Source organism: Aggregatibacter valvarum, from assembly GCF_980468985.1.
In genome coordinates this window covers 831,455-844,997 of record NZ_OZ413141.1, presented here as the reverse complement: position 1 = coordinate 844,997, position 13,543 = coordinate 831,455, and the positions used below count along the sequence as shown (strand labels likewise).

Genomic DNA, 13,543 nt, shown 5'->3' with positions numbered 1-13,543 from the left:
TAAATCGTTTTTCTAAAAAAAATGCGATCACATTTGATCGCATTTTTTTGGAAATTAAATCGAGCGTTTAACCTCAACCACTTCGAAGACTTCAATCTGGTCGCCGACTTTTACGTCATTGTAATTCTTCACGCCGATACCACATTCCATACCATTACGCACTTCAGATACGTCATCTTTGAAACGGCGAAGCGATTCTAGTTCACCTTCAAAGATCACCACGTTATCGCGCAAGACACGAATTGGGTTGTTACGTTTCACAATACCTTCAGTTACCATACAACCGGCGATCGCACCAAACTTCGGATGACGGAATACATCACGCACTTCAGCCATACCAATAATTTCTTGTTTGAATTCAGGTTGTAGCATACCGCTCATAGCCGCTTTGATTTCGTTAAGCAATTCATAAATGATGGAATAATAACGTAAATCAATATTTTCATTTTCGATAATACGGCGAGCTGAGCCGTCTGCACGCACGTTAAAGCCGACAATGATCGCATTGGACGCGGCCGCTAAAGTCGCATCTGTTTCAGTAATACCGCCCACGCCGGAACCGACCACTTTCACTTTCACTTCATCCGTTGAAAGCTCCATTAAGGATTGAACGATAGCTTCCACAGAACCTTGTACGTCAGCTTTCACAATGACATTGAGTTCTGCCACATCGCCTTCTGCCATATTGCTGAACATATTTTCCAATTTGGCTTTTTGCTGACGAGCAAGTTTTACTTCGCGGAATTTGCCTTGACGGTATAAGGCAACTTCGCGTGCTTTTTTCTCATCACGCACTACGGTCGCTTCATCACCGGCAGCAGGCACACCGGAAAGGCCAAGCACTTCCACTGGAATCGCCGGACCGGCTTCGTTAATTTCTTTGCCGTTTTCATCACGCATTGCACGTACGCGTCCGTATTCAAAGCCACAAAGTAAAATGTCGCCTTTGGTTAGCGTACCGGATTGCACCAAGATAGTGGCTACCGGGCCACGACCTTTATCTAAGTAAGACTCAATGACCACACCGGTTGCCATCGCATTTTTCACGGCGGTTAATTCAAGGACTTCAGATTGCAATAAGATCGCCTCAAGTAATTCATCAACGCCGGTCCCTTTTTTCGCAGACACATAGACAAATTGCACATCGCCACCAAATTTTTCTGCAATCACGTCATATTGCAATAACTCTTGCTCAACACGTTCCGGATTAGCTTCCGGTTTATCGATTTTGTTCACCGCAACCACAATCGGCACACCGGCCGCTTTGGCGTGTTGGATCGCTTCAATGGTTTGTGGCATCACGCCGTCATCTGCGGCAACCACGAGCACCACGATGTCTGTCGCTTTCGCACCGCGTGCACGCATAGAGGTAAACGCTGCGTGCCCCGGTGTATCTAAGAAAGTAATCATTTTGCCATTATCGGTTTCGACGTGATAAGCACCGATATGTTGGGTAATCCCACCAGCTTCGCCCGCAGCAACTTTGGCTTTACGAATATAGTCAAGCAAAGATGTTTTACCGTGGTCAACGTGTCCCATAATAGTGACCACTGGCGCACGCGTCACTAATTCGGCATCCACATCACGATCGCTCATGACCGCTTCTTCCAATTCATTCTCTTTACGAACGATGACCTTGTGACCCATTTCTTCTGCAACAAGTTGCGCGGTTTCTTGGTCGATCACTTGGTTAATGGTTGCCATTGCCCCCATTTTCATCATGGTTTTAATCACTTCAGTGGCTTTTACTGCCATTTTGTTGGCAAGTTCGGCAACAGTGATCGTTTCTCCAATCACCACATCACGGTTCACCGCTTGAGCCGGTTTCGTGAAAGCTTGCTGTAAGGCACTGCCCTTCTTCGCCTGCTTACCTTTGCCACCTTTTAGATTTTTTGCATCTTTTTGATTGCGGCGATTAGATTCACGCTCATTTTTATTACTTTCATCATCACGGCCGCCTTTTTTCGCTTTGGCAACTTTATTTTTACCGCGACCACGATTTTCGTTACGGCGTTCTTCTTCATCTTCCGCCTCAAGCGCATAGCTTGATGTTAAATTGTAGTCGGAATAATCATCCGCATGGCTATGAGATTCGTCATCGGAACGTTCCGCATAACGTTTTGCTTCTTCTGCCGCTTTGCGAGCTTGCTCTTCCACTTTTTGACGAGCAACCTCTTCCGCTTTACGACGTAATTCCGCTTCTTCAGCTTTACGTTTTTCTTTTTCCGGATCAGCTGATTTAACCGGATTATTAACCGCACTTTGTGCTTGTTTCACTTGCGTTTGTTTCGCTTTCTCTGCTGCTTCTTTTTCCTTCACTGCTTTTTCTTTAGCCGCTTTCTCTTTTGCAGCTTTATCTTCCGCCGCCTTTTGCTCAGCCGCTTTTTGTTCAGCTTCCTGCTGTGCTTTTAATTTTGCTGCCTCTTCTGCTTTCAATGCAGCTTCGGTTGGAACTGTACGTTTCTTACGCACTTCAACCTGAACTTCCTTGCTTTTACCGGAGGCACTGGTTGTGCTCACCGTGGTTTTTGTACGTGGCTTTAAACTTAATTTCTTGGGTGCATTCGTTTTTAATTCTTCAGTCATCTTTTCACTCCCTCATTACTCAGTGAACCAACAAATATTTCGGGCTGCCATAATTAAATCTGCCGCTTGTTCGGCACTGAGTTCTTCAATATCGGTTAAATCATCAACGCCCTGCTCGGCTAATTCTTCCAATGTCGTAATGTGTTTTTCTGCCAATTTAAATGCGATATGACGATTCATGCCGTCAAGGTTTAATAAACGATCTTCAATTTTCGCTTGTTTTAAGGCTTCTTCTTCTGCCAACGCTTTTGCAGTGATCGCATTTTTCGCACGAGTTTGTAACTCTTCGACTAAATCCTCGTCTTCCAAACCGTCAATTGCCGTTAACTCACGAACCGGTACATAAGCCAATTCTTCCAATGTTGAGAAACCTTCATCAATGAGTAATTGCGCAAATTCTTCATCAATTTCTAATGCGTCAATAAATAAATTTAAGACTTTATTATCTTCTGCCTGATGTTTTTCGCTTAATTCTTCAGTAGTCATCACATTTAATGTCCAACCGGTTAATTGCGTTGCCAAGCGTACGTTTTGACCGTTACGTCCAATCGCTTGCGCCAAGTTAGCATCTTCTACCGCAATATCCATTGCGTGCTTGTCTTCATCAACCACGATAGAACTTACATCTGCCGGCGCCATTGCATTAATCACAAATTGTGCCGGATTGTCATCCCAAAGGACGATATCCACACGCTCACCGCCTAATTCATTGGTAATCGCCTGCACGCGCGAACCACGCATACCGACACAAGCACCAACCGGATCAATCCGTTTGTCGTTGCTTTTTACTGCAATTTTGGCACGAGAACCCGGATCACGGGCGGCACTTCTAATTTCAATTAATTCTTCGCCAATTTCAGGCACTTCCAAACGGAATAATTCCACTAACATTTCCGGCTTCGCGCGTGTTACGAATAATTGTGCGCCTTTGCTTTCCGGACTCACTTTATATAGCACACCACGCACACGGTCACCCGGACGGAAGTTTTCACGTGGCAACATATCTTCGCGCAACATCACAGCTTCGGCTTTATTACCCTCTTCACCATTTACATCTAAAATAACGCTGTCTCGGTTACTTTTCTTCACTGTTGCCGTGACAATTTGCCCCTCTTTTGCACGGAATTGATCGACAATTTTGCTGCGTTCCGCTTCACGAATTTTGGTGCTGATAACCTGACGCGCAGTTTGCATGGCAATACGATCAAAGGCGATGGATTCAATTTGATCTTCCACATAGTCGCCTAATTGAATATCCGGATTTTCCAAACGCGCCGCTTCTAATGTAATTTCCTTAGTCGGGTTCATCACATTTTCCACAACAACCCAACGGCGGAAGGTATCAAATTCTCCGGTTTTCGGATTAATCGCAACTCGCACATCAACTTCGTATTCATATTTTTTCTTAGTAGAAAGCGCAATCGCACTTTCTAAGGCTTCAAAGATTTTTTCACGTGGCAATAATTTTTCATTGGACACCGCTTCGGCTGCTAATAAAATTTCTTTACTCATGCTTTTTTATCCTTCTTTAAATTTAAAATTTCGCAACAACGTTGGCTTTTTGAATGTTACCAAACGCTAAAACTTGCTCTTGTTTATCCACAATCAGCGTAATCATGTCATTTTCAATTTTTGCTAATTCGCCTTGCCATTTACGACGATCCGCTACCGGAATGCGCAAATGCACGACAATGTCCTGGCCGATATAATGAGCATATTGCGCCAAGGTAAATAATGGGCGATCTAAACCCGGTGAAGACACTTCTAGGTTATATTTATCGGCAATTGGATCTTCCACATCCAACACAGCGCTCACTTGACGGCTGACATCAGCACAATCTTCTACGGTTACGCCACCTTCTTTATCAATAAATAAACGCACGGTTAAATAGCGACCGACACGTTGATATTCAATGCCCCAAAGCTCGCAACCAAGATCTTCAACCGAACCTTGTAATAATTCTTGTAATTTTTGTTCTAAAGTTGCCAAAACAGCCTCCTCAAACGACAGACATAAAAAAAGGGCTTACAGCCCAGTTTTTCAATAATTATCAACCAATTACATATCATGCGTTGATACTTAAACAACAAATTTATCGTACAAAAAAACCCCAAAATTGGGGTTCTTTTTACTGAACTTGTGATTGGTTGCGGGGGCTGGATTTGAACCAACGACCTTCGGGTTATGAGCCCGACGAGCTACCAAGCTGCTCCACCCCGCGTCCGAAATATGGGGCGCATTATAGCCGCTTACTCACAAAATAGCAAGATTTAATTCACACAAAAGTCTATGGGGAAAAACATCTGAAAAATCCACCGCACTTTTTAATCGGTGATGGGGTTAAAAACCTTCTTTTAAGCTCACCGTTAAGTTAAACACCAAATGTTCCGGGTGGCTGTCTTTGCTGTCTGCACAGAAATAGCCTTCACGTTCAAATTGGTAGCCTTTTTCTGCTTCCACATTGCCAAGGCTTTGTTCGACAAAACCGTGTTTCACCACTAAGGACGTTGGATTTAGCACGCTTTCGATGTTTTCTTCTGCGCCCGGGTTTGGCACGGTGAAAAGGCGTTCATATAAACGGAATTCTGCCGGGTGGTTGTGCGTGGCGGAAACCCAGTGGATTACGCCTTTCACTTTGCGACCATCTGCCGGGTTTTTACCTAAGGTTTCCGGATCGTAGGTACAGAAAATCGTGGTGATTTCACCGTTAGCATCTTTTTCCACACGTTCTGCTTTAATCACATAAGCATTACGCAAACGCACTTCTTTGCCTAACACTAAGCGTTTATATTGTTTGTTGGCTTCTTCACGGAAATCTGCACGATCGATGTAAATTTCTTTGGTGAATGGCAATTGGCGTTCGCCTAATTCCGGACGATTCGGGTGATTCGGCGCAGTTAACATTTCTTCGCCTTCAAAATTTTCAATCACTACACGGACAGGATCGATAACGGCCATGGCACGCGGCGCATTTTGGTTTAAATCATCACGAATACAGGCTTCCAATGCGCTGTATTCCACCACGTTATCTTGTTTGGTTACACCAATACGACGGCAGAATTCACGCAATGACGCCGGCGTATAACCGCGACGACGTAAACCTGAAATGGTTGGCATACGCGGATCATTCCAACCGTCCACAATTTCATCGTTTACCAGTTTTAATAATTTACGTTTAGAGGTTAACGTGCCTTCTAAATTTAAACGGGAGAATTCATATTGGTGCGGCAATGGGCGCTCAATACTGATATTTTCCAACACCCAGTCATATAAACGGCGGTTGTCTTGGAATTCAAGAGTACATAATGAGTGTGTAATGCGTTCGATGGCATCGGAAATACAGTGGGTAAAATCGTACATTGGATAAATGCACCATTTGTCGCCGGTTTGGTGGTGGCTGGCAAATTTAATACGATAAATCACCGGGTCGCGCATTACCATAAACGGCGACGCCATGTCGATTTTCGCACGCAAACTCAGCGTGCCTTCTGCAAATTCACCGTTTTTCATTCGCTCGAATAACGCGAGGTTTTCTTCTACGCTACGATCACGATACGGGCTGTTTTTCCCTGGCTCGGTTAACGTGCCGCGATATTCGCGCATTTCATCCGGTGAAAGTTCGTCCACATACGCCAATCCTTTTTTGATCAATTCAATGGCATAACCATAAAGTGCATCAAAATAATCGGAAGCATAACGCGGCTCACCTTCCCATTTGAAACCCAACCATTCCACATCGGCTTTGATGGAATCTACATATTCCACATCTTCTTTCACCGGATTAGTATCGTCAAAACGGAGGTTACATAAACCGTTATATTCTTTTGCTAAACCGAAGTTTAAGCAGATAGATTTGGCATGGCCGATGTGCAAATAGCCGTTTGGCTCAGGCGGAAAACGGGTGTGAACGCGTTGGTGTTTACCGGACGCTAAATCTTCATCAATAATTTGGGTAATAAAATTGTGCGGACGGGCATTTTCCGTCGTTTCTAAGATAGTTTCTGTACTCATAATTTTCTCAATTAAAACGCATAAAAAAATAACCGCACTATTCTACACATTTTTCCTTGAAAGCTGAAATTTATCTAAGGAATCGCAGTGTTATTTGTTTCAGCACAAGGCAAAATCTTGCGTGGACTTTTGAAATTTCTCGTGCAAAAAATTTAATTTCCCATTAAAATGCGCCACTAAATGAACGTTCATTCATTAATAATTAAGATTTCCTTAATCGTTCTCCTGTATTCTATTTTCACTGTTTCCTTAACCCTTGAGAAAATATGACGAAAAAACATTGGATAATGGCCGCACTGGCTGCCGCGGTGATCGCCGGCGGTTATTTTTTTATGGGCGATTCCACGCCTAAAACCACCTATTTAACGGAAACCGTGCAACGTGGCGACATTGAAAAAAATGTGGTAGCGACCGGCTCAATTGAAAGTATCAACACCGTTGATGTGGGCGCGCAGGTTTCCGGTAAAGTTACTAAACTCTATGTGGCTTTAGGTCAGCAAGTGAAAAAAGGCGATTTGATTGCGGAGATTGATTCCACCACCCAAATCAACACGCTAAACACCCGAAAAGCGGCGCTTGCAAGCTACCAAGCCCAGTTTGTCGCACGTAAAACCGCTTATGATGTAGCGCTTTCTAATTACCATCGTTTATCCAAGTTATATGCACAAAAAGGTACGTCCTTGGACAGCTTAAACAGCGCAAAAGCGACCTTAGATAACGCCAAAGCGGAAATGAATGTGGTGCAGGAAAACATCAAACAAGCAGAAATTGAAGTGAATACTGCGGAAACCAATGTAGGCTACACCAAAATCACCTCACCGATTGACGGCACAGTGATTGCTACGCCGGTTTCTGAAGGCCAAACGGTAAACTCCAATCAAACTACGCCGACCATCGTCAAAGTGGCGGATTTAAGCAAAATGCGCATTAAACCAGAAATTTCCGAAGGCGATATTACGAAAGTGAAAGCCGGACAAGAGGTCACTTTCAGTATTTTGTCCGACAGCAAAACCCTTTATCACGCCAAAATTGAATCCGTTGATCCGGCGACAACGACGATTAGCAATAGCTCTACGTCCAGCACCACAAGTTCAACGTCAAACACCAGTAACAGCGCAGTTTATTACTACGCCAACATTATCGTAGAAAATCCCAACCAGATTTTGCGCATCGGCATGACCACAGAAAACAACATCAAAATTGCCAACGCGCAAAATGTGCTATCCGTGCCGAATATGGCAATTCAAACGCAAAACGGTAAAACCTTTGTGAAGGTATTAAACAGCAACAACCAACCGGAACAACGTGAAGTAGAAATCGGCGTACAAAACGATTATCAAACGGAAATTAAATCCGGCGTTGCTGAAGGCGAAAAAGTCATTGTGTCACAAGTGGCTGCCGGCGAAGCCGTCGGCAATATGCGTGGGCCACGAATTTTCTAAAGTGCGGTGGAAATTTCCCATGAATATCATTGAAATGAAAAACATCAACCGCTACTTTGGTGCCGGCGAAAATCGTGTTCATATTCTGAAAGACATTTCATTAAATATCGAAAAAGGCGATTTCGTTGCCATTATCGGGCAATCGGGTTCGGGCAAATCCACGTTGATGAACATTATTGGTTGCCTCGATACGGCGACCAGCGGTTCGTACAAAATCGACGATAAAGAAACTATTGAATTAACCGCTGATCAGCTTTCCGATTTACGCAGCCAAAAATTCGGGTTTATTTTCCAGCGTTACAATTTATTGAGCAGCCTTACCGCAGCAGAAAACGTGGCATTACCGGCAATTTATGCAGGTATGCCCCACAACCAACGTTTGGAACGCGCCAAACAATTATTGGAAAAACTGGGATTAAGCGATAAATGGCAGAATAAGCCGAATCAACTCTCCGGCGGACAACAACAACGTGTAAGTATCGCCCGCGCCCTAATGAACGGGGGGGAAATCATTTTAGCGGATGAACCCACCGGTGCGTTGGATTCGCAAAGCGGTGAAAACGTGTTGGAAATTTTGCGTCAACTGCACCAAGAAGGCCATACCATTATTATGGTCACCCACGACAAGCATATCGCTGCCAGCGCCAATCGGATGATTGAAATCAAAGACGGCGAAATTATCAGTGACACACAAGCCCAGCCGGTGAAAAGTGCGGTCAAAAATTCAGGTGTTTTTAAAGGACGTTTTGGCTTCAGCAAAGATCAGCTGATGGAAGCCTTTCGCATGTCTGTTAGCGCCATTGTGGCACATAAAATGCGTTCTTTGCTCACCATGCTTGGTATTATTATTGGGATTACTTCTGTGGTGTCTGTGGTCGCGTTGGGCAATGGATCACAACAAAAAATTCTGGAAAATATTCGCGGCATCGGCACAAACACCATCACCATTTTTAACGGCACCGGCTTTGGCGATCGCCGTGCGGAACAAATGCAAAATCTTACCGTTAGCGATGCCAACACATTAAGCCAACAAACCTATGTGCAAAGCGTTACGCCGAATAGCGCGTCAAGCGGCACCTTGATTTATGCGAATAAAGCGTTTTCGACGACGTCCTTAAAAGGTGTGAGCGAAGAATCTTTTGATGTTGAAGGTTTAAAATTAAAACAAGGTCGCCTACTCTCCGCGCAAGATGTCGCAGAAAACGCGCAAGTAGCGTTAATTGACGAAAGTGCCAAAAAAGCCATTTTCCCCAATGAAGATCCGCTTGGCAAAGTGGTGATGTTTAATAAACGTCCGTTGCGTATTATCGGTGTCGTGACCGACCGTCAACTGGGTGGCGCCAGCAGTTCCTTGAATCTTTATGCACCCTACACCACCGTCATGAACCGTATTTCAGGCAGTAAAAAAATTGGTTCGATTACGGTAAAAGTGGCGGAAGAGATCAACTCAACAGCCGCAGAAAAAGGCATTACGGAATTGCTGACGCTACGCCACGGCAAAAAAGACTTCTTCATCATGAACAGCGACACCATTAAACAAACCATCGAAAGCACTACCGGCACGATGAAATTGCTTATCTCCTCTATCGCCTTTATTTCCTTGATCGTCGGCGGGATTGGCGTGATGAATATTATGTTGGTGTCAGTGACAGAACGTACCAAAGAAATCGGCGTGCGCATGGCAATCGGCGCAAGACAATCCAACATCCTGCAACAATTTTTAATTGAAGCCGTGTTGATTTGCCTCATCGGCGGTGTCACCGGTATTTTGCTTTCCGGTGCGATTGGAGTGCTGTTTAACACCTTTATGACCGATTTCACCATGGCATTTTCTGGCGGTTCGATTATTGCCGCAGTCGCTTTTTCCAGCTTAATCGGCGTAGTGTTCGGCTACACCCCGGCAAAACGTGCAGCACAATTGGATCCGATCACGGCATTAGCCCGTGAATAGATTTTGTAAAACCTAAAAATGCGGTTAAAATCGACCGCACTTTTGAGGCATACGATAGCCCCCTTGAACCTTAAAGAAGGATAAAAAATGTTAGAAATGAAAAAATTAGCCCTTGCAGTAGTGATGGCAACAACGCTCGCCGGCTGTGCCAATATCGGCGATTCTTATCAAGCCAGCCTCGATAATTACAAACAATATGAAGATATTACCAAGCAATACAACATTAAAGACAACTGGTGGGCGCTTTATAACGATGCACAACTCAACCGTGTGGTCGAACAAGCCCTTGCAAATAACAAAGACTTAGCCAAAGCAGCGGTTTCCGTCAACCGTGCGCTGTATAGCGCCAACCTTGCCGGTGCAAACTTGATTCCGGCCTTTAGCGGTTCGGCAAAATCCTCTGCCCAAAAAGACATTAATCATGGCGGCAATTCAGCAATCACGCATACCGGCGCGTTAAATGTGTCTTATACGTTGGACTTATGGCGTCGTTTAGCAGATACCGCCGATGCGGCGGAATGGTCACATAAAGCCACCATTGAAGACATGGAATCTACCCGTCTTTCTTTAATCAACTCGGTGGTGACAACTTACTACCAAATTGCCTATTTGAACGATGCCATTAGCACCACTCAAGAAAGCATCAAGTATTACACCGACATCAGCAACATCATGAAAAATCGCTTGGCGCAAGGTGTCGCAGACAGTGCTAGCGTAGATCAGGCGCAACAAGCGGTATTAACGGCGCGTAATAATTTGATCACCTTGCAAACCAACCGTAAAAACGCAGAAAAAACCTTACGCAATTTACTTAACTTAAAACCGGATGACGCATTAAACATCAACTTCCCGCATATTTTGAGCGTAAAAACCGTGGGTGTGAATTTAAACGTGCCGGTTTCCGTGATCGCCAACCGCCCTGATGTGAAAGGTTATCAAGCCCGTTTAAGCAGTGCATTCAAAAATGCCAAAGCCACTGAAAAAAGCTGGTTCCCGGAAATTACCTTGGGCGGGAGTTTAAGCCGTAATGCCACCAATCAAACCGGGGCAACCACGTTCTCCTCCATTGGCGCCGGCAACGTTGGCATTACATTGCCGTTCTTAAACTGGAACACGGTTAAATGGAACGTGAAAATCTCTGAAGCGGATTACGAAACAGCCCGTTTAAACTATGAAAAAAGTATCACTACCGCGTTAAATGACGTAGATACCAACTACTACGCATTCACTCAAGCACAAAGCCACTTTAGCAACGTGCAACAAACGTACAATTACAACCAACGCATCACGCAATATTATCGCAACCGCTATAACGCAGGCGTGTCTGAATTGCGCGAATGGTTGACGGCGGCCAATACAGAAAAAGCCTCCCAGCTTTCCATTTTGCAAGCCAAATTCAACGTGATTCAGGCAGAAAATGCCGTTTACAGCTCCATGGCAGGTTACTACGCTCGTTAAACAAAAAAGTGCGGTCAATATATTTCAGATGTTTTAAACCATCCTGAAAAATGACCGCACTTTGATTTGCTTTCTAAAACTCAGCTACCTCCCTTCCGCCAAATTTTTCTTCTCTTCCAATGCTTCCCAACGCATAAATGCCATTTCCAGTTCGGCCTCGGCGTCAGCCAAGGCTTTCAGTTTGGCATCCGTCACATCGTGAGATTGTTGGAAGAAATTCGGGTCACCGATTTCGGTTTGAAGTGCGGTGATTTTTTCTTCTAAATCTTCCAACAGTTGCGGGAGTTGTTCCAATTCGCGCTGTTCTTTGTAAGAAAGTTTAACGGATTTGGGTTTATTGGAAAAAGCTTTATTTTCCACCGCACTTTCTTCTTTTTTCGGCTCCACTTTTTTCTGTACCGCAGTATTCTGTTCTGCTTTTTGAGCAAAATAATTGGCTTGTTGCTGTTTGGCATCGAAGAAGCCACCAACGTATTTGTTCAACACACCGTTGCCTTCAAAGATGTAGCATTCTGTCGCGGTGTTATCGATGAATTGACGGTCGTGGCTGACGATGAGCAATGTGCCTTGGTAATCGGTGAGGATTTCCTCCAAAAGCTCTAACGTTTCTACGTCCAAGTCGTTAGTCGGTTCGTCGAGAATCAATAAATTATTCGGTTTTAATAATAATTTTGCCAATAACAAGCGGTTACGTTCACCACCAGAAAGGGCTTTTACCGGCGTCATGGCGCGTTTCGGTGGGAACAAGAAATCTTGCAAATAGCCCAACACATGGCGTTTGATGCCGTTGACTTCCACATCCTGCTTGCCATCGGCAACGTTATCCATGACGGATTTTTCTGGATCAAGATCGGCACGATATTGATCAAAATAGGCAATATCTAATTTGGTTCCGCAGCGAATGGAACCGCTTGTGGGTTGAATTTCACCGAGCAGCAATTTGATAAAGGTGGTTTTACCACAACCGTTCGGGCCGACTAAAGCGATTTTGTCGCCGCGTAAAATGGTGGTGCTAAAATCTTTAAGTAATTGTTTGCCGTCAATATCGTAACTGACGTTTTCCATTTCAAATACGATTTTGCCGGAGCGACTAGACGTGTCTAATTGCAATTTTGCGGTCCCCATCACGTCACGACGTTGACGACGTTCTTCGCGCATGGCTTTTAACGCGCGCACGCGCCCTTCGTTACGGGTACGACGGGCTTTGATGCCTTGGCGAATCCAGACTTCTTCTTGCGCTAAGCGTTTATCAAATAACTCATTTTGTAACGCTTCTACCCGCAAGTTTTCTTCTTTTGCGGTAAGGTATAAATCGTAGTTGCCGGGGTAAGACACCAATTTGCCGCGATCTAAATCCACGATGCGGGTTGCCATTTTGCGAATGAAAGAACGGTCGTGAGAAATAAACACAATGCTCCCGCCAAATTCCATCAGGAAATTTTCCAGCCATTCGATGGCATCTACATCCAAGTGGTTAGTCGGCTCATCTAACAACAACACATCCGGATTACACACTAAGGCGCGCGCCAAAGCGGCTTTACGCAACCAACCACCGGATAAATCAGCAAGTTTCGTATTCGGATTTAATTCAAGTTTTTGTAACACTTCATTGATTTTATTTTCAAATTGCCAGCCGTTAGCGTGTTCCAATTTTGCTTGAATTTGGGCAAGCTGGTTTAATGTCTGCTCGCTATAATCCTGCTCTAACTGCATGGAAATATGATGGTATTCCTTCAGCAAATCCGCCAAATGCTCAATGCCTTCCGCCACATAATCAAACACGTTGCCCTCGGCATGGCGCGGCGGATCCTGCTCTAAACGGGACACCACCAAGTCTTTTTCATACTGTACTTTGCCGTCATCCATGATGACATCGCCGGCAATGATTTTAAGCAACGTAGATTTGCCGGCGCCATTGCGACCGACTAAACACACGCGCTCATTAGGCTCAATATGTAGTTCGGCATGATCCAATAAAGGGGCATCGCTGAAAGAAAGATATCCGTTGGTTAAGCTGATAAGTGCCACAAAAAATCCTATAAAAAATGAAAAAATATTGAAAAAAATGACCGCACTTTTAACGCAATGATATTG

General features: G+C 44.5%; 8 protein-coding genes and 1 tRNA gene. 3 read left to right on the top strand and 6 right to left on the bottom strand.

The features are described 5' to 3' along the window. Positions 1 to 54: 54 nt before the first annotated feature. The 5 genes from infB to glnS form a co-directional block, all read right to left on the bottom strand. Positions 55 to 2,586 (bottom strand): translation initiation factor IF-2, encoded by a 2,532-nt coding sequence (gene infB, locus AC30SF_RS03885; protein ID WP_489607620.1) that lies wholly within the window; start codon positions 2,584 to 2,586, stop codon positions 55 to 57. A gap of 15 nt (positions 2,587 to 2,601) precedes the next feature. Further along, complete coding sequence (nusA, locus tag AC30SF_RS03880; protein WP_315544569.1) at positions 2,602 to 4,098, bottom strand: transcription termination factor NusA; 1,497 nt, start codon at positions 4,096 to 4,098, stop codon at positions 2,602 to 2,604. Positions 4,099 to 4,120: 22 nt separating this feature from the next. Then, positions 4,121 to 4,576, bottom strand: coding sequence for a ribosome maturation factor RimP (rimP, locus tag AC30SF_RS03875; protein WP_489607619.1), 456 nt, complete (start codon positions 4,574 to 4,576; stop codon positions 4,121 to 4,123). A gap of 155 nt (positions 4,577 to 4,731) precedes the next feature. Then, positions 4,732 to 4,808 (bottom strand) — tRNA-Met (locus AC30SF_RS03870). A 119-nt stretch (positions 4,809 to 4,927) separates the two neighbouring features. Then, the gene (gene glnS / locus AC30SF_RS03865) at positions 4,928 to 6,598 is read right to left on the bottom strand and encodes a glutamine--tRNA ligase (RefSeq protein ID WP_489607618.1); all 1,671 of its coding nucleotides are present in this window, start codon (positions 6,596 to 6,598) and stop codon (positions 4,928 to 4,930) included. Between the two features lie 266 nt (positions 6,599 to 6,864). Between glnS and AC30SF_RS03860 the strand changes: the two genes are divergently transcribed. The 3 genes from AC30SF_RS03860 (at position 6,865) to tdeA (ending at position 11,449) form a co-directional block, all read left to right on the top strand. Next, a complete protein-coding gene (locus AC30SF_RS03860) occupies positions 6,865 to 8,040 on the top strand; it encodes an efflux RND transporter periplasmic adaptor subunit (protein WP_489607617.1) in 1,176 nt (391 codons plus the stop codon). A 19-nt stretch (positions 8,041 to 8,059) separates the two neighbouring features. Next, positions 8,060 to 9,991 carry a MacB family efflux pump subunit gene (locus tag AC30SF_RS03855; RefSeq protein WP_489607616.1) on the top strand — a complete coding sequence of 644 codons (1,932 nt, stop codon included), beginning with the start codon at positions 8,060 to 8,062 and terminating at the stop codon, positions 9,989 to 9,991. 87 nt (positions 9,992 to 10,078) lie between these two features. Continuing rightward, on the top strand, positions 10,079 to 11,449 hold the full coding sequence (gene tdeA, locus AC30SF_RS03850; RefSeq protein WP_489607615.1) for a toxin/drug exporter TdeA: 1,371 nt from the start codon (positions 10,079 to 10,081) through the stop codon (positions 11,447 to 11,449). An 84-nt stretch (positions 11,450 to 11,533) separates the two neighbouring features. Here tdeA and AC30SF_RS03845 read toward each other — a convergent pair whose 3' ends face one another. Continuing rightward, positions 11,534 to 13,477, bottom strand: coding sequence for an ABC transporter ATP-binding protein (locus AC30SF_RS03845; RefSeq protein ID WP_489607614.1), 1,944 nt, complete (start codon positions 13,475 to 13,477; stop codon positions 11,534 to 11,536). Positions 13,478 to 13,543: the final 66 nt, after the last annotated feature.

What these genes read in the sequence shown, in the direction of transcription:
- nusA (WP_315544569.1), bottom strand. Translation starts at nt 4,098, where the DNA reads ATGAGTAAAGAAATTTTATTAGCAGCCGAAGCGGTGTCCAATGAAAAA.
- glnS (WP_489607618.1), bottom strand. Translation starts at nt 6,598, where the DNA reads ATGAGTACAGAAACTATCTTAGAAACGACGGAAAATGCCCGTCCGCAC.
- AC30SF_RS03860 (WP_489607617.1), top strand. Translation starts at nt 6,865, where the DNA reads ATGACGAAAAAACATTGGATAATGGCCGCACTGGCTGCCGCGGTGATC.
- infB (WP_489607620.1), bottom strand. Translation starts at nt 2,586, where the DNA reads ATGACTGAAGAATTAAAAACGAATGCACCCAAGAAATTAAGTTTAAAG.
- AC30SF_RS03855 (WP_489607616.1), top strand. Translation starts at nt 8,060, where the DNA reads ATGAATATCATTGAAATGAAAAACATCAACCGCTACTTTGGTGCCGGC.
- tdeA (WP_489607615.1), top strand. Translation starts at nt 10,079, where the DNA reads ATGTTAGAAATGAAAAAATTAGCCCTTGCAGTAGTGATGGCAACAACG.